General features: G+C 68.6%; 19 protein-coding genes. 11 read left to right on the plus strand and 8 right to left on the minus strand.

Annotated features, from left to right (window positions below; genetic code table 11):
* Positions 1-74 precede the first annotated feature (74 nt).
* The 5 genes from AC069H_RS38165 to AC069H_RS38185 form a co-directional block, all read right to left on the minus strand.
* Complete coding sequence (locus AC069H_RS38165; RefSeq protein WP_478229809.1) at positions 75-968, minus strand: helix-turn-helix domain-containing protein; 894 nt, start codon at positions 966-968, stop codon at positions 75-77.
* An 18-nt stretch (positions 969-986) separates the two neighbouring features.
* Entirely contained in the window at positions 987-1232 is a 246-nt protein-coding gene (locus tag AC069H_RS38170) for a hypothetical protein (RefSeq protein ID WP_478235595.1), read from the minus strand.
* A 232-nt stretch (positions 1233-1464) separates the two neighbouring features.
* Complete coding sequence (locus AC069H_RS38175; RefSeq protein ID WP_478235555.1) at positions 1465-1977, minus strand: potassium channel family protein; 513 nt, start codon at positions 1975-1977, stop codon at positions 1465-1467.
* Positions 1974-2321: an SHOCT domain-containing protein gene (locus AC069H_RS38180; RefSeq protein WP_478229811.1), complete on the minus strand. Its 348-nt coding sequence runs from the start codon at positions 2319-2321 to the stop codon at positions 1974-1976. The genes AC069H_RS38175 and AC069H_RS38180 overlap by 4 nt, the downstream gene beginning before the upstream one ends.
* A 93-nt stretch (positions 2322-2414) precedes the next feature.
* The gene (locus AC069H_RS38185; RefSeq protein WP_478235556.1) at positions 2415-5075 is read right to left on the minus strand and encodes a winged helix-turn-helix domain-containing protein; all 2661 of its coding nucleotides are present in this window, start codon (positions 5073-5075) and stop codon (positions 2415-2417) included.
* A gap of 187 nt (positions 5076-5262) precedes the next feature.
* Between AC069H_RS38185 and AC069H_RS38190 the strand changes: the two genes are divergently transcribed.
* Positions 5263-5550 (plus strand): hypothetical protein, encoded by a 288-nt coding sequence (locus tag AC069H_RS38190; RefSeq protein ID WP_478229813.1) that lies wholly within the window; start codon positions 5263-5265, stop codon positions 5548-5550.
* An 89-nt stretch (positions 5551-5639) separates the two neighbouring features.
* Entirely contained in the window at positions 5640-5837 is a 198-nt protein-coding gene (locus AC069H_RS38195) for a hypothetical protein (RefSeq protein ID WP_478235557.1), read from the plus strand.
* A gap of 98 nt (positions 5838-5935) precedes the next feature.
* On the opposite strand, the gene AC069H_RS38200 is transcribed toward AC069H_RS38195, so the two are convergent.
* A complete protein-coding gene (locus AC069H_RS38200) occupies positions 5936-6442 on the minus strand; it encodes a DUF1269 domain-containing protein (protein WP_478229815.1) in 507 nt (168 codons plus the stop codon).
* A gap of 200 nt (positions 6443-6642) precedes the next feature.
* Between AC069H_RS38200 and AC069H_RS38205 the strand changes: the two genes are divergently transcribed.
* Both AC069H_RS38205 and AC069H_RS38210 read left to right on the plus strand, forming a co-directional pair.
* A complete protein-coding gene (locus tag AC069H_RS38205; RefSeq protein WP_478229816.1) occupies positions 6643-7104 on the plus strand; it encodes a DUF7144 family membrane protein in 462 nt (153 codons plus the stop codon).
* A gap of 110 nt (positions 7105-7214) precedes the next feature.
* Positions 7215-9719, plus strand: coding sequence for a winged helix-turn-helix domain-containing protein (locus tag AC069H_RS38210; RefSeq protein WP_478235592.1), 2505 nt, complete (start codon positions 7215-7217; stop codon positions 9717-9719).
* A gap of 9 nt (positions 9720-9728) precedes the next feature.
* Here AC069H_RS38210 and AC069H_RS38215 read toward each other — a convergent pair whose 3' ends face one another.
* Entirely contained in the window at positions 9729-10934 is a 1206-nt protein-coding gene (locus AC069H_RS38215) for an AI-2E family transporter (protein WP_478235558.1), read from the minus strand.
* A gap of 303 nt (positions 10935-11237) precedes the next feature.
* Between AC069H_RS38215 and AC069H_RS38220 the strand changes: the two genes are divergently transcribed.
* Entirely contained in the window at positions 11238-12590 is a 1353-nt protein-coding gene (locus AC069H_RS38220) for a hypothetical protein (RefSeq protein WP_478235559.1), read from the plus strand.
* A 312-nt stretch (positions 12591-12902) separates the two neighbouring features.
* Here the strand turns inward: AC069H_RS38220 and AC069H_RS38225 are convergent, their stop codons facing one another.
* The gene (locus AC069H_RS38225; protein ID WP_478235560.1) at positions 12903-13544 is read right to left on the minus strand and encodes a TetR/AcrR family transcriptional regulator; all 642 of its coding nucleotides are present in this window, start codon (positions 13542-13544) and stop codon (positions 12903-12905) included.
* A 70-nt stretch (positions 13545-13614) separates the two neighbouring features.
* Between AC069H_RS38225 and AC069H_RS38230 the strand changes: the two genes are divergently transcribed.
* The 6 genes from AC069H_RS38230 to AC069H_RS38255 all read left to right on the plus strand — a co-directional run bounded on the left by AC069H_RS38230 (position 13615) and on the right by AC069H_RS38255 (position 20234).
* Complete coding sequence (locus AC069H_RS38230; RefSeq protein WP_478235561.1) at positions 13615-14340, plus strand: alpha/beta fold hydrolase; 726 nt, start codon at positions 13615-13617, stop codon at positions 14338-14340.
* Between the two features lie 121 nt (positions 14341-14461).
* Positions 14462-15493 carry a VanH-AOV family D-lactate dehydrogenase gene (gene vanH / locus AC069H_RS38235; RefSeq protein ID WP_478235562.1) on the plus strand — a complete coding sequence of 344 codons (1032 nt, stop codon included), beginning with the start codon at positions 14462-14464 and terminating at the stop codon, positions 15491-15493.
* A 1-nt stretch (position 15494) separates the two neighbouring features.
* The gene (vanA-Ao2, locus tag AC069H_RS38240) at positions 15495-16535 is read left to right on the plus strand and encodes a D-alanine--(R)-lactate ligase VanA-Ao2 (protein WP_478235563.1); all 1041 of its coding nucleotides are present in this window, start codon (positions 15495-15497) and stop codon (positions 16533-16535) included.
* Complete coding sequence (gene vanX, locus AC069H_RS38245) at positions 16532-17140, plus strand: D-Ala-D-Ala dipeptidase VanX (RefSeq protein WP_478229824.1); 609 nt, start codon at positions 16532-16534, stop codon at positions 17138-17140. Before vanA-Ao2 ends, vanX begins: the two co-directional genes overlap by 4 nt.
* 1321 nt (positions 17141-18461) lie before the next feature.
* Positions 18462-19259 carry a helix-turn-helix domain-containing protein gene (locus AC069H_RS38250; RefSeq protein WP_371878873.1) on the plus strand — a complete coding sequence of 266 codons (798 nt, stop codon included), beginning with the start codon at positions 18462-18464 and terminating at the stop codon, positions 19257-19259.
* Between the two features lie 132 nt (positions 19260-19391).
* Positions 19392-20234 (plus strand): prephenate dehydrogenase, encoded by an 843-nt coding sequence (locus tag AC069H_RS38255; protein WP_478235564.1) that lies wholly within the window; start codon positions 19392-19394, stop codon positions 20232-20234.
* Positions 20235-20456: the final 222 nt, after the last annotated feature.

Here is a 20456-nt window from a genome sequence, read left to right on the forward strand (position 1 = left end):
TTCATTCAACTTCAAGCGTCGTTCATGCACTTATTGCGCGGAAAGTCCAAGCGGTGCCGCACGGAAGTCCAAGCTCACTCCGGCTCGTCCGTCGGCACCAGCGGCGGATCGTCGGGCGAGGGGATCCGCGAACTCCAGCCACCGGGGACGGCCTGGACGCGCGACTCGCGGAAGCGCCCGGGCGAGACCCCGACCCGGCGGGTGAAGAGCCTGCTGAAGTAGGCGGCGTCCTCGTAGCCGATCGCCTGGGCCACCTCCTGAACCGGCATCCGCGTGGTGGTCAGGAGTTCCTTCGCGCGGTTGAGACGGAGGGTCAGCAGGTGGTCCTTCAAACCGGTCTCGGTGCTCCGGCGCACGGCGGCGCGCAGTTCGGGCAGCGTCATGCCGCGGCGGGCCGCGATCTCCGCGACGCTGATCGGCAGCAGGGCGTCCCGCGCCAGCGCCTCCAGCAGGGATCCGCCGCTCGGTGTGCTGTCGGCGCCGGCCCGCCGCAAGGCCACCAGCAGGTGATGCACGGCCGCCGAAGCGTCGACCTGTGCCAGCGGGCTGCCGCCTCGCGCGCAGCGCACGATCCGGCTCACGATGTCGCGGACGACCTCGACGTCGCCCAGCGGCACCACCGGCGTCCCGGGTGTGACGTAGCCGAGTTCCACGTAGGCGTCCACGGCGCCGCCGTCGAAGTCGACGAAACATTCTTCCCAGCCGTGCGCGGGGTCGGGCGCGTAGTGGTGCCCGACCCCGGGGACGAGCCACAGCAGGGCGGGCGCGACGACCTCCTGCCGTTCCCCGCCCGCCACGGCGAACCACCCGCGCCCCTTGGACACCACGACGGCCACGTAATGGTCGAGCACGCGCGGCCCCACCACGGGCAGGACGCCGTGCTGCAGCCCGACACCGAGGCACACCAGGCCCAGCCGTCGGTGCACGGCGGACGGTGTGAAGTACCGCATCCAGGTCCGGTAACCCATCCCCGCATCTTCGCGCAATCACCCCAGAGCGGCGTCGAGGGTGACCGCGGCGTCGATGAGCGAGAGGTGAGTGAAGGCCTGGGGGAAGTTGCCGAGTTGCTCGCCACTCGGCGCGATCTCCTCGGCGTAGCGCAGCGCGCCGAAGACCGACGGTGAATCGAAGCGCGGGCTGCGGAACCAGTCGATCGACCCGCCGGTGGTGACCAGTGCGGCGGTCTGCAGATCGCCGCACTGGTCGTGATCGGCGATCGCGGTTTCGGGCATGGTGCCTCCTCGGGTATCGGGTGCGGTCTCGATCACCGTCGTCCCGGCGGGCTGGCACCGCCTCATCCGTCCGGGGTGAAGTGGTTCTTATTGAGGGGTAAGGCAAAGGTTGCCTTGTTGACGAAGGCGGGGGTACGTGGTCGGTCCCCGCCCGGCCACGCCATGATCGTCCCGCCCTTGGCCCTCGACCAATACGTAGCCGGCTACGCGGCGACGACGATGACCGTGGCCGTCAGCGTGCTCGCCGCGGACCTCGGCGCCGGACGGCGGTCACGATCACCCGCAGGGCGATGCTCAGCACCACCAGGTTCGCCACCGTCTGGACCGTCGCCAGTATCCGTGCCGTGGCCGAAACCGGTCCTATGTCACCGAAACCCACCGTGGTGAACATCGTGACCGTGAGGTACAGGGCATCCGTCCGCGTCAGCTCGGTGCCGAACGAGCCGGGCTGGTCCTGGCCGAGCACGTAGTAGCCGTCGGCGAACAGGAGCAGGAACAGCGGCACGATCAAGGCCAGCGCCTGGATCCCTTGCAGGGCGGCAAACGGTGAACGCAGGATCATCCGTACCTCGCCGACGACGATCAGTACCACGATCGCGAGGCCGCAGGCGAAGGCGGCCACGGTCCAGGCGTGCAACCCCTGGTCGACCGGGAGCAGGTAGTACAGGCACAGCAGCGCGGTGACCGTCAGCAGCGGCCGCAGCACCGCGAGGTGGAAGAACCGCCATCCGGACGCCGACGTCAAGACGAGAGCGCCTTCCGCTTGAGGACGCGGAATTCCTCCTCGTCGATGGCTCCTTGGTCCAGCAGGCGTTTCGCCTCGGCGATCCGCTCCGCGGCATCTTTGCCCACTGTGGACGAAGACCGCGAGTGCCTGCCCTGGGTGCCCAGGTAGAGCAGGACACCGACGAAGGGCAGCAAGAACACCAGCACCGTCCAGCCCGCCTTGGCCCAGCCGGACACTCCTGGCCTGCGGTAGAGGTCGCTCAGGACGAGGAACAACAGCCAGAACCAGGCGACCCAGCAGAAGAACACCAGCATCGTCCACATCAGCTCGGAGAACGGGTAGTCCGTGCTCGCCAAGGCCATGATCTCTCCTCACACCGGATCGGTCGGGTCCGCTTCACTTGACCGGAGCCAGGGCCCGCTCGCCTCACCCGGGACAGGTGAGGCGAGCGGGCGTCAGCCCGGGAAATCGGTGAGCTCGATGTCCAGCAGACCGCGCCGGAGCGCGATCGCCACGGCGTCGCGCCTGGTGCGGACGTCGAGTTTCGTGTAGATCCCGCGGACGTGGGTCTTGACGGTGTTCGGCGAAACCGTCAGGTCCTGGGCGATCTCGTCGATCGACCGCTGGGTGGGCAGCAGGCGCAGGACATTGCGTTCCCGTTCGGTCAGCGGCGCCGGCATCGGCGGAGTGCACGCTTCGCGTCGCCAGGCGAGCACCTGGCCCGCGAACCGCTCACCGGTGCCCAGTTTGCCGAGTCGCGTGGTCAGGAACGCGATGACGTCGGAAGGAGCGAACACGAACGGGAACCGGACGTCACCGGGTTCGGCGGCGCGCAGGGCGTCGTCCAGCGACCGCACCGCCCGCTCCGGCGCCCCGGCCGCCAGCGCCGCCCGCACGCCGACCAGCGACGCTTCGACCCCCGCCCACGGCAACAGCATCGGCGCGTCCTCTTCCGACAGTGACCGCAGCACGGAACTCGCCGCGCCCTGTCTGCCGAGCCGTAGCTGGGTCCGGGCCCGCATCAGCAGCAGTTCGCCCGAACCGGCGATGACCGGCTGGGCCCAGCGGAAGGTCTCCCTCGCCTGAGCCGCCGCGCCGAGCCGCAGCGCCGCCCGGTGCTCCAGTAGCGCGCACCACGCCGCGTGTTCGGCGGAGAAACTCCGCCCGGTGCCAAGGCGCGTGCGTGCGCGGCGCATCCGCCGCAGTCCCGAGTGCCAGCCGCCGAGCTCGAATTCGGCCGCACCTCGCAGGGTTTCGGCGATCAGGCCCAGGTTCCGGGCCGCCCGGGCGGGTGCGTCGCCGAGCATCCGCCCGATCTGCTTCGCGTGTTCGACGCATTCGGCGGCCTCACCGCGCAGCAAGGAGCCGTAGGCGAGCTGGGCGGACACCTGGGCTCCTTCGAGCGAGCGATGCGGGTCGTGTGCCACGTGGCGGGCCCGCACCCGGCGCGCGAGCGTGTCCATCGCCCGGTAGTCGCCGTCGGACCCGGCCAGTCCGCTCAGGGTGATGAGACATTGGGTGCCGAGGAAGTGGTGCCGCGCGTTCTCGGCGGATTCGGCTACGCGTGCCAGGGCATCCCGCGCCGAACCCCGATCACGGCGGGCGGTCAGGACGCACACCCGGTGCAGGGTCGCCAACCCGCTGAGCCCGGTGTCCGCCGCCAGGTACTCGTCGACCTGCTCGGCCGCGCGGACGGCCTGCGCCGGCCCGCGATCGACCTGGGCGAGCCGGGAGTGCACCAGCTGCCGCAGCACCGTCAGCTCCGCTTCGGGTTCTTCCGGCCAGGCCGCTTCCGCGCAGCTCAGCTGCGACTCCGCCAACGTCGGCTCGCCTCGCTCCAGGTGCAGCGCGGCCGAGATCAGTGCGAGCAGGGGGGAAGCCGCGGCCCGCCGGTCGCCGAGGACGGCGAGCGCGAGCCGCAGCACGTCGTGCTCACCGGTGAGGAACAGCGTCACCGCGTGGCGGCGCAGCAATTCGCCGACGCGCGTGGTGTTGCCGGAGCGGACGCTGTGCAATAACGCGGAGGCGGCCCGGTCGTGTTCGGCGAACCAGCGCGCCGCCGCCGCGTGCAGGGTCCTGGTTCGCTCCGGGGCCCGCCGCAGCAACTCGGCCCGCAGGTAGGTGCGCAGCAGGGGTGGCAGTCGATGGCGTGCCGGTGTCCCGCCGGAGTCCACCAACTGCCCGGCCGGTTCGCCGAGTTCACGCAACATCGCCTCCGCGTCCGGCCGGTCGGCCAAGGCGGCCGCCAGTCCGGCCGGGACTTCGTCGCAGATGCTGATCGCGCGCAGCAGGTCTCGTTGCGCGGCCGTCAGGGGAGCGAGCACCTCGTCGGTCAGGTAATCGAGTACCGCCCGGTCCCGTCCGGCGAAGAAGTCGGCGAGATTTCCTTGCCGTGCCGCGGAAGCGGCGGCGAGGCGCAGTCCGGCGGGCCAGCCGCCCGTCCTGGCGACGAGCAGACCGACCTGATGCGGCGGGATCCCCGGCCCGATCGCCTCGACGAGTGCTCCGGCCTCTTCCGGTGAGAACCGCAATCGGTCCACATTCACTTCGAGAAGCCTGCCCGCGACGCGGGCGCGCACCAGCGGTAGCGGTGGCTCACTGCGGCTCGAGATCGCCAGGCGCAGTCCCGACGGCTGGTGCCGCAGGAGCGCCCGCAGCCCGCGCCACGTGCCCGGATCGGTGATCTCCTGAGCGCCGTCGAGTACGAGCAGAACGGGTTCCGGCAGCATGTCCAGCGCGTCGGCGACCTTGGCCTGGAACGCGAGGTCCGTGCCCGGGGTGGCGGGCACCGCGAGTGACCGCACCGGGTTTCCCGCCGGGATCCGGGCGCAGCCGCTGAGCGCTTCGAGGACCGCTGACCAGAAGAACAGGTCGTCGTCCTCGGCGTCGGCGGAGACCCAGGCGACCGCGCCGCGGTGGCGGGCGGCCCAGTCGGCGAGCAGCACGGTCTTGCCGTAACCGGCAGGTGCCCCGACGAACACCATGGACCGCTCTTCCGCGTTGTCGAAGGCGGTCAGCAGTCGCGGTCTGGGAACGAGATCTCCGGGGGGATCCGGGATGGTCACCTTTGTCTTCGGCACCCGTCTCCGCGGCGAAATAACTTGGTTCTCCAGCATGCGCCTGCCTCCTTCACGGTCAGTTTCACACCCCCATGGCGGATCCTGCCAGGAAATTCGGCCGTCTCACCCGCGCTGGGCGAGGAAAAGGAATACCGCGCGCAGAATCGTGTGCTCTGTGAAAGTTCGTGGAGATTCATGGAGAAAGCGGAAAACCGGAAATCGGCCGACGCTCGCATTCGTCACGATGCAGTTATTCTGGGTCGGTCCCGTCGAGTTCGTGGTACTCGACGTTCTGCGAACCGGCCGTGTCGGCACCGAGGCGATGGTGTTCTCGCTCGCCGCCTTCCTCGCCACACTGACCTCGGTGACCTCGGTTCGGCTCGCCGTCAGGGCCGGTCTCGACCTGCTCGGGCGGTCGCTCTTCCTGCCATCGCACACCTGGTCGTCGATCATGTTGGCGGTCGATCTGGCTGTGCTCGCCGCGGCGTTTTTCTCGGCGGGGCGGGCAGGCGGGGGAAAGGGGAACCGATGAGCCTGCCGATTCCGGCTCGGCGTGGACCGTTGACGGGAGCGAATTACGTCTTCCGGGGCAGTGGTCGAATCCCTGAACAGGCGGCCAGGGTGGTAGACGATTTCCGGGGAATGCTCGTGGTCCCGGTCGGCAAGGAGATGATCGTCTTCGGCACCGTCACCGATCAGGGGAGTATCTCGCGCATTCTGCGGACGCTCGAGGCACTCGGGATGTGTGTGGAGTCCGTGCACCGGGTCAGGGAACTTCCCCTGCGGGAGATCGGCGGGCGTTTTCCGAATACGCGGTGATCCGGGAAGGTGCCGTGGCGTCCGTGAAGGCCTCCTTGAGGGACCCAGAGTCCCTCAAGGAGGCCTTCACGGACCTACCGTCCAGTGCCTGGACCGGGTCAGAGCCGTCCGGGAACGGGGAACTCGCCGAACGCGGTGCGCAGTCGTGCCTCTTCCTCGTCGGAGAGATTCGTGGTCACCAGGGTGGCACCGGTCTCCTTGAAGGGCTCCGCGACCCGATCCAGGACGGCGTCGTCCGACATCACGAACAGCGCGGACGTGCCCGGCGTGACGCGGTTCCGGACGGTGGCGATGAACTCGTCGTCGATGCCGACGCGGGAAAGTGAACCGGTCATCGCCCCGATCGTCGCCCCGACGGCCATCCCCAGCAGCGGCACCAGGAAGATCAGGCCCAACAGCAGCCCCCAGAACCCGCCGCCCAGTGCCCCGGAGCCGGTCAAGGAGCCGAGTTCCTTGGTCTTCGGCTTCTTCCGGCCTTCGGGCCAGGTGACATAGGCCGCGTCGGCGATCGAGATGAGCTGTTGCTTTTGCAGTCGTTCCAGCAGCGCGAGCGCGTTCTCCGCGCCGTCCGCGGTGGGAAAGGCCCATACGGTCAGCGAAGTCATGATGCGGTCCTCCTCGATCCGGAATCGGTGGTCCGAGCGGCACTGTGCTCCGGGTCGCCCCCGCCCCGCATCGCCCGCGCCGGATGAGCCGGTGCGGTTCCGGCAGCGCCTGATCTCACCTGACGCGGGCGAGGCCGCCGTCATGGCGAACCCATCATGATCACCCGAGTCCGCAGTCCCTCCTCCCGGAAAGAGGAATCATGAGCGAAAGAGCGCACCACCGGACAACCACGCCCGGCACAGGGCCGCCGTCCCCGCCGGATCCGGCCGCCTCCCGGTCGCGGCGGTCTGGCTGGATCTGGTTCGCCGGGTCGATCACCGTCATGGCCGGTCTGTTCACCGCCGTGGAAGGACTGGTCGCGCTGTTCGACCAGAACTACTACCTGCTCGGCCCATCGGGGTTGCTCGTCTTCGACCTCGGCGCCTGGGGATGGATCCATCTGATCGTCGGCGCCCTCGCGGTGCTCGCGGGGAGCGCGCTGTTCACCGGGGCTCCGTGGGCCCGCATCATCACCGTCGTGCTCGCCGGCTTCAACGCGTTGGCGCAGATGGTGTTCCTGTCCGCGTATCCGATCTGGGGCGTGGTCGTCATCGCTCTCGACGTCCTGGTGATCTGGGCGGTGCTGGTGCACGGGGACGAGGCCGCGGAAGAGCTCTGGTGATCCGGAGGCCACACCGCTGACCAGCACAGTCGTGGCCTCGCCGGGGTCGCGGTCCCTCGGACGATCAAGAGGTTGACTTGCCCGCTCGAACGACGTCGCGGTCCTGGCGGATGCCCGGAGCCAAGGTGATGGTGCCGCGGGTGCCGGGCATCTTCGTCCCCCGTTCCCGGCTCATGGCCCTGTTCGACCGCGCCGGCACCCGGCCGGTGACCGTGCTCCGGGCCCCGGCCGGTTCCGGGAAGACCACCGCACTGGCCGGATGGGCCCGCGATCGGCGGGACGTCGGCTGGGTGTCGCTGGACGACGACGACAACGACGAACGCCGTCTGTGGGCGGCGATCCTCCTCGCGTTGCGGCGTAGCCCCCGCCTGCCGGAGTTCCGGCTCAGGCCGCCGGTGCCCGGGCGGCGCACCGAGTTCCTGGCCGACCTCGGTGAAGTGTTCGCCGGACTGCGCGAACCGGTGTGGCTCGTACTGGACGACGTCCAGGAGATTTCCGACCCGGAGCCGTTGGAGGCGCTCGCGGCGCTGGCCCGGCATCAGCCTCCGATGTTGCGGCTGATGCTGGCCACCAGGGTCGAGCCGAAACTCCGGCTGGCCCGCCTGCACGTCGAAGGCGCGCTTTCGCGGCTCGGTGCCGCCGAACTGCGGTTCAGCGTGGAGGAGACGGCGTGCCTGTTCCGCGCCACCGGGGCCGCGGTGAGCGAAGACCTCGTCCGCGATCTGTCCGAGCGCACCGCGGGCTGGGCGGCCGCGCTCGGCTGGGCCGCTGTTTCGCTGCGCGATGCCGGGGACACGGACGGGCTCGTCGGCGCCGTCGGGGGCGACGAGCTCGCCGTGGCCCGGTTCTTCGCCGACGAGGTCCTCGCCTCGCTGCCGTCAGCGACGTCGGATCTCTTGCTGTGCATCAGTGTCTGCGACACGGTGAGCGCGAGCCTCGCGGCCCGGCTGTCGGGCTCGCCGGACGCCGGAGTGACACTGGACGAGCTGGAGCGCGAGACCGGGCTTGTCGTGCGCACACCGGCCGACACCTACCGGCTTCCCGCCCTGTCGCGGGGTTTCCTGCAGGCGGAGCTGGCGCGCCGGTCCCCGGCGCGGGTACGGCGGCTGCAGGGGATCGCGGCCCGCTGGTACGCCGGGGAAGGGCGGTTCGGGGAAGCACTGACGCACGCCATCGCGGGCGGTGACCGCCAACGTGTCCTGGGGTTGGCGCGGGACCACGCGGTGCGTCAGGTGCTGGCCGGCGACGGGGAACTCGTCCGCGGAGCGCTCGCCTACCTGGGGGAGGGGGCTTTGGTCGCGAGCCCACGGCTCCGGCTGGCGTCCGCGCTGGACCACGTCCAGCGCGGCGAGTTCACCGCCGCCGCCACCGATCTCGGCGACGACGGCCTGCGCCTGCTGGCCGTGCCCCATCTCGCGCTGGTGACGGGGAGCGGCCCACCCGAGACCACGGTGCCCCGGGTGGCGGGGGCCCCGGAGGCAGGCGCTTGGGAGAAGCTCGATCTGGTCTGGCGGTCCCTGCATCGGGGCGCCCGGCGCCACGCCGTCACCCGCGCCGAAGAAGCGCTGCGCCTGGCCCACGGAGAACGTCTCGAACACCTCGTGCTCCACAGCAGACTCGCGCTCGCTGTCGCGACGGCGTTGCTCGGTGACCACACGGCGATGAGGCGAGCATGCATCGGAGCGCTCGCCGTCGCACGACGGCACGGGTGGCGCCGGTCACCGGGTGTCGCCGAATGCCATCTGATGCTGGCTTACGACGACTTGATGCGCTTCGAGCCGGTGGCGGCGGCAGGCGAGTTGGCCAGTGCCCCGCGAGCTGAGGTGCCCGGCTCCGCGCCGGTTCTCGGACCGCTCCGCGGGTTCTTCGAGGGCATGGTCAGCTTCGACGGCGGCGACCGGGTGGCGGGCTCGCAGGCCATGCGGACGGCACGGCGACGGCTCGCGGATCTGGACCTGCCTCGCGAGATCACGGGAATGTGCACGGTCGTGGAACATCACGCGGCGCTCGTGGTCGGCGAAGGGCTGCACGCGGCCGAGGTGTTCGCCTGGGCGCAGGAGAGATTGCCCGGCACCGCCGAGCTGGCACTGCTTCGGATACGGGCCCACCTCGCGGCCGAAGAGACCGATCTGGCCGAGAAGGCCCTGCGGGCCACCGCCGCCGCTCCCGCGTTGCTGCCCGCCACCCCGGTGGACACCTGCCTGGCGGAGACCGCGCTCGCGTTGCGTTCCCATCGGCGGACCCTGGCGCTGCACGCGCTCGACCGCGCGCTCATCCTCGCCCGGCCACATCGGCTGGTACGTCCGTTCGCGCTCGCCGAGCCGCGGGTCAGGAACCTGTTGATCGACCATTCGGGCGGGTTCGGCTCGCTGGACCGCTTCGCGCAGACGGTCCGCGGCCGTCTCGTCCCGGACACCTCGTCCAGCGAGCTGACCGATCGAGAACAGGTGGTGCTGAGGCGGTTGCCGTCCCAGCGTTCGCTGGACGAGATCGCGTCGGACCTCACGGTTTCGGTCAACACGGTGAAGACCCACGTCCGGTCCATCTACGGCAAGCTCGGGGTGAACAACCGCCGGTCGGCCGTGGTGGTCGCGCGCCATCACGGCCTGACCTGACCGCACCGGTCAGTCCTTCTCCCGGTTCGGCGCGCACAGCAGCGCCTCCGCCCACCGGGCGCGCGGATCGACGTCGATGAGCAAGGCCTTGGCCAACAGCGTCGCCGGCACGGCGAGGACGGCGCCGAGCGGACCGAGCAGCCAGGTCCAGAAGACGAGCGCCAGCACGGTGACCAAAGTGGACAGACCGACCGACTCCGCGACGAACCGGGGCTGGATCAACGACTGCACCACGAAGTTCAGCAGGACGTATACGGCGACGGTCATGAGCATGACACGCCAGCCACCGTCGAGGAGCGCGATGAGCGCGGGCGGGGCCACACCGATCACGAAGCCCACGTTGGGCACGTAGTTGGTGACGAAGGACAGCAGGCCCCACAGCACGGCCGCCGGGATGCCGAGAAGAGCGAGCGCGACGATGTCGAGCGCCGCCACCACTCCGCCGAACACCGTCGTCACGATCAGGTACCTCCTGGTGCCGAAGGCGAAACGGCGCAACGCCGCGCTCGCCCAAGGCCGATCGCGCGCGATCTGTCCGAGCCGTTGCCCGGCCCACGCCGATTCGGTACTCAGGAACAACATCAGGGCGAGCAGGAAGGCCAGGTTCGTGACCAGGCCGCCGACGCTCGCGAGCAGGGAACCGGCGAAACCGATCAGCTTCCCGGTGTCCACAGCGGACATCATTTCCCGAATCTGTGGATCGCCGATCCCGAACCGGCCGAGGAACGCCATTCCGTCCCGGAGCAGTTCGTCGGCCTGTCCGGCATAGCGGGGGAGCAGGGCGGACAACTGCGCGAGGGACACCACGATCACCAGGAACAGCACGAGCAACGCGGCGTAGACGGTGACGACCAGGACGGCGACCGTGAGCCAGCGCGGGAAACCCTTGCCGCGCAACCACGCTCGCACCGGATCGAGGGTGATCACGATGACGAGGGCGAGGAACACGGGCCCGACGAGCCAGGCGACGGCGTTCAGTCCGGCCAGCACGATGACCGCGGCGGCGGAACCGAGCAGCACCACCAGCGCGCGGGGCAGTGGCGCGCCGGTGCCCCGCAGGGCGGGAGGCGGCGACGGAACCGGTGGCGCGCCGGTGGAGAGCCCTCTCGCGAAGCGGCTGACTTCCTGTCGCTCGTCCGTTGCCCGGCGGTGGCGTGCCCATCGCGGCCGGCGGAGCGGGTGCGATGGGAAATCGTCGAATGAGATTCGCACCATGCGGCATCCTCCGGAGACGGTCTGGCGATCGGCTGTTCCACGGTGGCAGGGCATCACCGTCCGGAGGTCACCCGGCGTGGGCGAAAGCTGCCGTCCCTGAGGCGGCCGCGCCGCGCCGGCTCTCGTGAGTGGTGAGGACGGTTGGAACCGTGAAAGAGGGAATTCGGCCGACTCACCGCTTGATCGCAGCGAATTCCTCAGCCGTGCGTCGGCGCCTGCGCGCCCGCCGGAAGTTCCGGTATACGTGGAAGGGACGGCGCCGCCGGGGAGGACGGCATGGCGCTTCAAACAAGGGGGAAATCGATGTTCGACGCACGTATTGTCGCCGATCAGGTCAGTCCGCTCGCCAAGCCGAAGATCAGAATCCTGTTCTACACGGATTTTGTCGGCTTCACCGGGAACAACGGATTCTCATTGGGGATCGTCCGTGATCTGATCTTGGCGAATCAGCCTTTCTTCGCTCAGTTCGAGATCGATTTGATCAACCGGCACGAGGGCGGGCACGCCGCCAACAAACTCACTTCCGATGTCCTCGGCGGATACGAGCAGGTGTGGTTCTTCGGACTGCTGCAGTCCAACATGCCGGGGGAGCCGGAAAACGAGCTCGTGGACGCGGAGGTCGCCGCGCTGCGGGCATGGATGGACGCCGGTGGTGGCGTGCTGATCACCGGTGATCACTCGAATCCGCGTCCGCCGGGGGCGGATCCGTCGCTGCCCGAGTACCTGAACCTGGGGCGGGCGCTGGGGCACCGGGTTCCGCGCGCGGGTGAGCTGCGGGTGTGGAACGACCGGCCGGACGCGAGTATCGAGTTCAGCCACAACACCCACCAGCCGGATCCGTGGGGCAGCGACATCGACAACCCGATCCCGAACGACCTCGACCCGTACCCGCAGGAACTGATCCTGCGGAAGCGGCTCGGCAGGCCGCACGCGTTGTTCCAGGGCAGGCGGGGTCCGATCACCGTTTTCCCGGACCACATGCACGAGGGCCAGCTGCTCATTCCCGAGCGGTATCCGTCGGACGTGTGGCCGTCGGGGCGCGCGGGACAGCCGAAACCCGAGATCGTCGCGCAGGGCACCGACAAGCGCAACGGTCAGGTCTACGGCGTGTCCAGTGTGTACGACGGTGTGGCCGCCGGGGTCGGGCGGATCGTCGCCGACGCCACGTGGCACCATTATTTCGACATCAACCTGTGGGGTTTCCAGAACGGCGGCGAGGTGCTCGACCGCCTCACCGAGTACTACGTGAACCTCACGCTGTGGTTGGCGCCGAGGCCGGTCAAGCTGGAAGTGAACGCGCAGCTGCTGTACTGGCTTTCGCGCAACCTGAGCGTCCGCGCGGTGCTGCCGGAGGGTTTCCGGGTGCCGGGGATCACCGCGGCCGGACTGGTCCGCGAGGTCGGCGGACAGAGTGTGCTCGACGACCTCGTCTGGCCGCTGGAAGGGAAGCCGGGGGTGCCCGAAGAATTGTTGCTCGGTGCCGTCGTCAAGGAGTCCGTCGCCGCGCTGAGCGGCGGGGACGTCGAGGCGTTCGACTCCGTGGGCGTCGTCGAACGGGGCCTGCGGGCCGGGGCCGAGGAGTACGCCGCCGAGCTGCGAGCAGCGCTCGATGACGTCGAAGGCCTGGGCGAGCGCATTTCGCAGGGTATTCGCTGACCTTCCGGGTCTACGTGAGTGGTGAGGACGGTTCTGACCCAATGCCACGTAGCTTAAGTTGATCAATCTCTTGGCCTGCGGTTTTGTCGGTGGCGACTGTCGGTGCGGGCATCGGGCGGGGGTCGCGGGGTCGTCAGTGATCCGGGTCGTTAGAACGACCCTTTTCACTCACGACCCCTGTACCGGCGCCACACGGCACACCCGCCACACCAGCACCGCCGAGAAGCACTCAGCGAAACGCAGGCCCCGGCCAGGACAACGAAGACACGGAATTGGGTTTCATCCTCAAGATAAGCCAAGTGGCATTGGGTTCTAACCGTCCTCACCACTCACGACCCCGCGGTCGCCCGCCCGGTCATCGGGCCTGAGTCCGAGCGCGAGGTGGAGCTGGCGCGCCCACCAGCGCACTTGCGCGGCCGAATCGTCCGACGCGGCTCCGGTGATCCCGGCGCTGCGCCGGAAATCGCTCCCGTACAGGGCCTCCGTGGCCATCGCCTGATGCAGGGCGGCGACGGCGAGCCGCGTGTCTTCGAGGGAGCAGCCGGGCGGCCGCAGCCGGTGGAGGGCGTCGACGACCGGGTCGAGCATCCCGCTGCCCGGGTCGCGCCAGCCCGCCGCGTGCAGTGCCACCGCGAGCTCGCCGTAGCCGTTCCGGTACAGATCGTGCAGCGCCTCGACGAGTTCGAGCAGGTCGGCGCCGCAGTCGAGCCAGCTCGCGAGGAGGTCCTGAAGGGCGTCCCGCAGACGGCGGCCACCGTGCCGGAGGAGTTCGGCGAGCAGTTTCTCGCGGTTGCCGAAGTGATGGGCGACGCCGGCGTCGGTCATGCCGACCCGCGCGGCAACGGCCCGCATCTGGACCGCGGCGACACCGGACTCGCCGAGCAGTGAGGCCGCGGCGTCGAGGATCAGCCGCCGGGCCTCTTCGGGAGTCCGGCGTGCTCGGGGAGTCGTCACGATCGGGATCGTACCTTGAGGTGCCAAGGTATCCGCGCTACCTTGGCGCCTCAAGGTGAGGAGGGCGGTCATGAGTGCCGAAACCAGTCTTGACCTGGGCGATGTCATCCTGCGGGGCACGGTGACCGGCGCCGGTCCGACGGTTCTGCTGCTGCACGCGGGCGGGGAACGCCGCGCGGTCTGGGCGCCGGTCGCCGCGGTGCTGGCCCGGCGCGGGTTCCGGTCGGTGGCCTTCGACCTGCGTGGTCACGGGGACAGTTCCGGCCGGGCGACCACGCTCCGGGCACTGGCCGGCGACGTGGCCGGGATGATCGGGAGTCAGCCGGCGCCGATCGTCCTCGTGGGGGCCTCGGTCGGCGGTTTGGCCGCCATCGCCGCGCTGGCGGACCCCGTCGTCGCGGCCCGAGCCACCGGGCTCGTGCTCGTCGACGTCGTACCCGGCATCGAACCCGCCAGGGCGCGTGCGTGGCTCGACTTCCACGGGCTCGCCGGTCGCTACACCCGCCTGGTGGAGGACGTCCTCGGCTCGGGTTCCGCCCTGCTCGCGACGGCCGGGGCCCTGGACATGCCCATCTTGGTGGTGCACGCCGGACAGAACTCACCGCTCCGCGACGCCGATGTGGATCGTTTGCGCAAAGCCAATCCCCGGGTCGCCGTCCCCGGTGTCCCGGCGGCGGGTCACCTCGTGGCCAGAGACGCTCCGGAAGCCCTCGCGGACCTCGTGTCGGGGTGGCTTTGTGGCATCCGTCACGGGACGGTTTCGACGCCGGGGGCAGGCGGGCAAGATCTGCGATAGAGCTGTACGGCGCAGGTGAAGGACAGCGTCGTGCACTCGGCGCTACCAGTTGGTAACTTATTGTCGGGGCATCGAAAACCCCATAAGAAGCGGCAACATCGCGCTGCCTACAATGTCGGGCATGACCTACAGCGAACCAGCGCGATCAGCTGCCCCCCGCACCGGATCGCTGGCGTCCGCCCCCTCCTCGGCCGTCTTGGCAACGGGAATCACGATTTATGGATGCGGGCAGGACGAGGCCGCCCTGTTCCGGGATATGGCACCTCGTTTCGGCATTGTGCCGACCATTGTGGAGGAGCCGGTATCCGAGGCCAATATCGAACTGGTCTCCGGAAACAGGTGTATCAGTATCGGTCACAAGACCAAGGTCACGAACTCCATTCTTCTCGCGCTCGGCGAAGCGGGCGTGAAATACATCTCCACGCGGAGCATCGGCTTCAACCACATCGACGTGGAGTACGCGGCGAGCGTCGGGATCACCGTCGGCAACGTCGCCTACTCGCCGGACAGCGTCGCCGACTTCACGCTGATGCTCATGCTGATGGCGGTGCGCGACGCCAAGTCCATCATCCGCCGCACCGAGGTCCACGACTACCGGCTGAACGAGGTGCGCGGGAAAGAACTGCGCGATCTGACCGTCGGAGTGGTCGGAACAGGGCGTATCGGGGTCGCCGTCCTGGAGCGGCTGCGCGGTTTCGGCTGCAAGGTGCTCGCCTACGACACGGTGCTGACCGCGTCGGCCGAGTACGTCCCTCTCGACGAATTGCTGCAGCAGAGCGACATCGTGACACTGCACGTGCCGCTCACCACGGATACCTATCATCTCCTCGACGAGAAGAACATCGAGCGGATGAAGGACGGCGCGTACGTCATCAACACCGGACGTGGCCCGCTGATCGAAACCGAAGCCCTCATTTCGGCACTGGAAAGCGGAAAACTGGGCGGAGCGGCGCTGGACGTCCTCGAAGGAGAGGAAGGCATCTTCTACGCCGACTGCCGGAACAAGGCGATAGAGAGCAAGACGTTGCTGCGGTTGGAAAAACTGTCGAACGTGCTCATCAGTCCGCATACCGCCTATTACACGGACCACGCGCTGAGTGACACTGTCGAAAACTCCATCATCAATTGTCTCCAATTCGAAAGCGGGAAGTAGTATGGGTAGGCTGAAAATCGGAATTCTGTTCGGCGGGCTTTCCGAAGAACATCCTATCTCCATCAAATCTGCGCGCGAGGTCCAGAAGCACCTCGACCTCGAGAAGTACGAGCCGTACTACATCGGGATCACCCAGAGCGGTTCCTGGATGCTCTGCGACGGTCCCGCCGGGGATTGGGAGAACGGGAACGTCCGTCCGGCCGTGCTGTCGCCGGACCGCGGGGTGCACGGTCTGCTCGTCCTGGACGAGGGCAAGTACGAGACGATCGCCCTCGACGTGGTGCTGCCGGTGCTGCACGGCAAGTTCGGCGAAGACGGCGCGATGCAGGGCCTGCTGGAGATCTCCGGCATCCCCTACGTCGGCTGTGACCTCCCGAGCTCGGTCATGTGCATCGACAAGTCCCTCACCTACTCCGTCGTCCGCGGCGCGGGCATCGCGACGCCGACCTTCTACATCGTCACGCCGGACAACGACGTCGACCCGGATCAGCTGAACTACCCGGTCTTCGTGAAGCCCGCCCGCTCCGGCTCGGCGTTCGGCGTCAGCAAGGTCTCCGCGAAGGAAGAGCTGCCCGCCGCGCTGGCGGAGGCGCGCCAGTACGACGCGAAGGTCCTGATCGAAGAGGCCGTCATCGGCAGCGAGATCGGCTGCTCGATCCTCGGCAACGACGAGGACCTGTTCGCGGGCGAGGTCGACCGGGTCGCGCTGACCCACGGCTTCTTCAAGATCCACCAGGAGGAGAGCCCCGAGACCGGCTCCGAGAACTCCAGCTTCATCGTCCCGGCCGACATCCCGGACGAGGCGCGTGACCTCGTCCAGGAGACGGCCAAGGTCATCTACCGTGCCCTGGGCTGCCGCGGGCTCGCGCGCGTCGACCTGTTCCTCAAGGAGGACGGCAGCGTGGTGCTCAACGAGGTCAACACCCTGCCGGGCCTGACCTCGTACAGCCGGTACCCGCGCATGATGAACGCCGCCGGCCTCTCGCTCGGCGACGTGATCGACCGGCTGGTGAACCTGACGCTGGCGGGCCGTGACGAATGAAGGATGATTTCGTCTTCGTAGACGAGGTCGTCTCCGGAATTCGCTGGGACGCCAAGTACGCCACGTGGGACAACTTCACCGGCAAGCCGGTGGACGGGTACCTGGTGAACCGGATCGTCGGCACGCGGGCGTTCTGCGCGGCGCTGGAGAAGGCGCGGGACAAGGCCGAGGAACTCGGCTTCGGCCTGCTCCTGTGGGACGGGTATCGCCCGCAGCGCGCCGTGGACCGCTTCATGCGCTGGGCGGAAGAGCCCGAAGACGGCCGGAAGAAGGTCAGGCACTACCCGAACATCGACCGGCCTCAGATGTTCGAAAAGGGCTACGTGGCCACCAAGTCGGGCCACAGCCGCGGCAGCACCGTGGACCTGACGCTCTACCACCTGGACACCGGCGAACTCGCCGACATGGGTGGTGACCACGACCTGATGGACGTCGTCTCGCATCACGGGGCGGCGGGCGTCACGGAAGAGGCCGCGAAGAACCGCGCGCACCTGTGCGCGGCCATGGAGGGATCGGGCTTCAGCTCGTACGAGTGCGAGTGGTGGCACTACAGCCTGAAGGACGAGCCCTACCCGGACACTTATTTCGATTTCCCCATCGCGTAGGTGTCGCGCGTGAAGGCCCCCTTCCCTCGGTTCAGCCGAGGGAAGGGGGCCTTCACGCGCTTCGGGGTTTGTGAAGGCACTCTCGCGGCGACAATTGCCGCGAACACCATTTCATCCTATGAATTTCCGTGCGGGGGCCGGACGGTGTGGTCCGTCCCGCGTGGTGATCGGGGGAGGTCGAACGCTGTCCTCTTCCTGTCCTGTGCGCACGAAACCTCCTTCCGGTGGATCGGTGGACGGCGCCGCCGACCATGGCGGCACGGACGAACCGGGGCCGGCTTCCAGCCTGCCACGCTTCGCTTTGCTCGCGGGTGATCCCCGGCCGGGTGAGATTCCGCCCGGACCGTGGGACGCGGGCTCGGCCGTTCGTGTGAACAAGTGCCGAAGAACGGAACATGAACCGCCGGTGCTGTGATCATCCGGAGAGAAGACGAGCCGCGCGAACGGCCTAACAAGACCTGCGAACAGGCTAACCGGACGACAGGAACAAGGCTTGTACGCGGGCCCTTTACTTATGTTCGCCAAACGAGTCAATACGGCATGCGGAGTTCCGGATATTGATCTTGAGCCCCCTGTTCACTACGAAAATCACACTGTTCGTCAATTGCCGACATGGATTGTTCATGCCATGCTGCACAGGTGCGCATCAGCTGGGGCTGACATGGTGTGCACGCTTTGCTGGGGACAGAGGGGGTGCGTCGGTGACTCGCGACCACGAGCCAAACCAAAGACTTCACTCGCCGATCCTCTGAACCGAGCAGGTATGGAGTCATAAGATCGGACATGTCCGGGACTCGCGCTGAAGCGGGTGTCGGTTTCGTCAGGCTGACCAAGTGTCGGTCCTGCCGGGCCGAAGCCGTCGAGCGTTTCGTCTCGCAGATCGCCGTCGGGGCGATGGGAGGATGCCGTTCAGCTTCGGTAGTTCGTCGGAATACGCGCCAACGGTCAGCTGGGAGACCGTCGAGGCGGGCCGCCGCATGCGGTTCTGCCTGTGGCGCTTGAGGGTTCCTCACCGTCGAGGACATCCCGCCCTGCGGCCGAGGCCGGCGTCGGACGGGTTCATGGTGTCCAAGCACCGAAGCCGAGCAGTTGGACGGTGGGTTTCCGTGCCGTGTCTGAAAGTTGCTGAATCAACAGATTCAATGGGGGCTAGGTGGATCCGACGAGAGTTGACTTGTCCGCTCTCCCTGTCGTCGAAATCGAGCTGTCGAGACTGTCCACTGCTTGTTCGCCGCGCACTTCGGGCGAGGATCCAGAGCATGTCGAGACACTGTTGTCGGCGGAGTGGGAGCTACCGCCCATTCTCGTTCACCGACCGACGATGCAGGTGGTCGATGGCCTGCACCGGCTGAAGGCGGCACGAGTACGAGGCGATACGAAAATCTCCGCGAGGTTCATCGACGGCGCCGAGTCCGACGCCTTCGTGCTCGCGGTGGAAGCGAACATCCGGCACGGTCTGCCGCTTTCCCTCGCGGATCGGAAACGGGCGGCCGTCCAGATCATCGGGACACATCCGCAGTGGTCCGATCGGCGGGTTGCTTCGGCGACCGGCATTTCCGCGGGAACCGTGGCGGACCTGCGCAGGCGGGGCGGCGAAGGCGGAAACGGCGCCAGGATCGGGCGGGACGGGCGGATCCGGCCCGTCGACAGCTCGGAGCGGCGGAAGCTCGCCGCCGAGCTGATCCGCAACGATCCCGGTCTTTCACTGCGTCAGGTGGCCAAGCAGGTCGGCATCTCCCCGGAGACGGTCCGGGACGTGCGCGGCAGGCTGGAGCGTGGGGAAAGCCCGACCCCGGACGGGAGCAGGAGACTGCGCACGAAGCCGGATCCGTTGAGCCTGACGGAAACCGACCTCGGTCACTCGCTGGACCGGGAACGGCTCACCGTGCTGGAGCGGCTCAAGGCCGACCCGGCGCTGCGGTTGAGCGAGGTCGGCCGGATCCTGTTGCGCATGCTCGCCATGCACTCCATGGACGGGCAGGAATGGGAACGGATCCTGCACGGTGTCCCGCCGCACCTGTACGGCGTGGTCGCCGGATTCGCCAGGGATCACGCCCGGGTCTGGGCGGGGTTCGCGGATCACCTGGAGAGCCGGGCGACCGATCTGGCCGCACGGTGATCGCGGGCGGCATCGGGTAGGCGCGAAGGGGGCTTTTCCGCACCACACGCGGAGAAGTCCTCTTCGTGTTTCTCGCGCGGTGCCCAGGCCGCGCGGCTCGACATCGCCGGGAGAGCGGCCTAAGAAGTAGCTGTGACCATCGAGAAGGCGCTCGTCGTCGGCACCGGCCTGATCGGCACGTCGGCCGCGTTGTCCCTGCGGGAAAAGGGTGTCACCGTCCATCTCACCGACATCGACGAACACGCCGTACGAGTGGCGCGGGAGCTCGGCGCCGGCCGCGAATGGACCGGCGAGAAAGTGGATCTGGCGGTGATCGCCGTCCCACCGCACCTCGTGGGGGAGCGGCTGGCCGCGCTCCAGAAGCAGGGCGCGGCACGGGCGTACACCGACGTCGCCAGCGTCAAGGCCGGTCCGATCGCCGACGCGGAGCGGCTCGGCTGCGACCTGATCTCTTACGTGCCAGGGCATCCGCTCGCGGGACGGGAGCGATCCGGTCCGGCCGCGGCGCGTGCCGGCCTGTTCGCGGGCCGCCCGTGGGCGCTGTGCCCCGGCGTCGAAACCGGGGCCGAGGCACTACGGCTGACCCACGAACTGGTGTCGCTGTGCGGGGCCGAGGCCGTCACCGTCGGCGCGGCCGAGCACGACACGGCGGTGGCGCTGGTGTCGCACGCTCCGCACGTCGCCGCCTCGGCGGTGGCGGCGAGCCTGGCGGGCGGCGACGACGTCGCCCTGCGCCTCGCCGGGCAGGGGTTGCGCGACGTCACCCGTATCGCGGCCGGAAATCCTTTGCTGTGGCGGAAGATCCTCGCCGGGAACGCGGTGCCGGTGGCGGCGGTGCTCGACCGGATCGCGGCCGATCTGGCCGAGGCGGCGTCGGCGCTGCGGGCGGGCGACCTGGACGACGTGACGGATCTGCTGTGGCGTGGGGTGGACGGCCAGGGCCGGATCCCCGCCGGGCCGGCCGTGGCCCGGTAGCGGGGTGAAGGCGTCCTTCGCTGCATCTGATGCGGTGATGGGCCCCTTCGGCCCACGTCGGCCTGCCCAGGTGGCCGAGGCGTGTCGCGAAAGCCACTTTCGGGACATCAGGCGTCGCGAAAGTGGCTTTCGCGACACGGCCGCCGAGCGGACAACGTCCCTTGTGGACGAACAGACCGGAGATGTTCGCCGGGCCACTCGTGGACATCGACACGATTCAGC

The sequence above is a fragment of the Amycolatopsis sp. NPDC043887 genome (assembly GCF_056435665.1).

Bases quoted from the DNA above. Each gene is read 5' to 3' on its own strand.
- AC069H_RS38180 (WP_478229811.1), bottom strand. From the start codon at position 2,321: ATGGCCTTGGCGAGCACGGACTACCCGTTCTCCGAGCTGATGTGGACG.
- AC069H_RS38210 (WP_478235592.1), top strand. From the start codon at position 7,215: ATGCCCGGAGCCAAGGTGATGGTGCCGCGGGTGCCGGGCATCTTCGTC.
- AC069H_RS38205 (WP_478229816.1), top strand. From the start codon at position 6,643: ATGAGCGAAAGAGCGCACCACCGGACAACCACGCCCGGCACAGGGCCG.
- AC069H_RS38190 (WP_478229813.1), top strand. From the start codon at position 5,263: ATGCAGTTATTCTGGGTCGGTCCCGTCGAGTTCGTGGTACTCGACGTT.
- vanX (WP_478229824.1), top strand. From the start codon at position 16,532: ATGAAGGATGATTTCGTCTTCGTAGACGAGGTCGTCTCCGGAATTCGC.
- vanH (WP_478235562.1), top strand. From the start codon at position 14,462: ATGACCTACAGCGAACCAGCGCGATCAGCTGCCCCCCGCACCGGATCG.
- AC069H_RS38220 (WP_478235559.1), top strand. From the start codon at position 11,238: ATGTTCGACGCACGTATTGTCGCCGATCAGGTCAGTCCGCTCGCCAAG.
- AC069H_RS38215 (WP_478235558.1), bottom strand. From the start codon at position 10,934: ATGGTGCGAATCTCATTCGACGATTTCCCATCGCACCCGCTCCGCCGG.
- AC069H_RS38250 (WP_371878873.1), top strand. From the start codon at position 18,462: ATGCAGGTGGTCGATGGCCTGCACCGGCTGAAGGCGGCACGAGTACGA.
- AC069H_RS38165 (WP_478229809.1), bottom strand. From the start codon at position 968: ATGGGTTACCGGACCTGGATGCGGTACTTCACACCGTCCGCCGTGCAC.
- AC069H_RS38185 (WP_478235556.1), bottom strand. From the start codon at position 5,075: ATGCTGGAGAACCAAGTTATTTCGCCGCGGAGACGGGTGCCGAAGACA.
- vanA-Ao2 (WP_478235563.1), top strand. From the start codon at position 15,495: ATGGGTAGGCTGAAAATCGGAATTCTGTTCGGCGGGCTTTCCGAAGAA.
- AC069H_RS38230 (WP_478235561.1), top strand. From the start codon at position 13,615: ATGAGTGCCGAAACCAGTCTTGACCTGGGCGATGTCATCCTGCGGGGC.
- AC069H_RS38200 (WP_478229815.1), bottom strand. From the start codon at position 6,442: ATGACTTCGCTGACCGTATGGGCCTTTCCCACCGCGGACGGCGCGGAG.
- AC069H_RS38170 (WP_478235595.1), bottom strand. From the start codon at position 1,232: ATGCCCGAAACCGCGATCGCCGATCACGACCAGTGCGGCGATCTGCAG.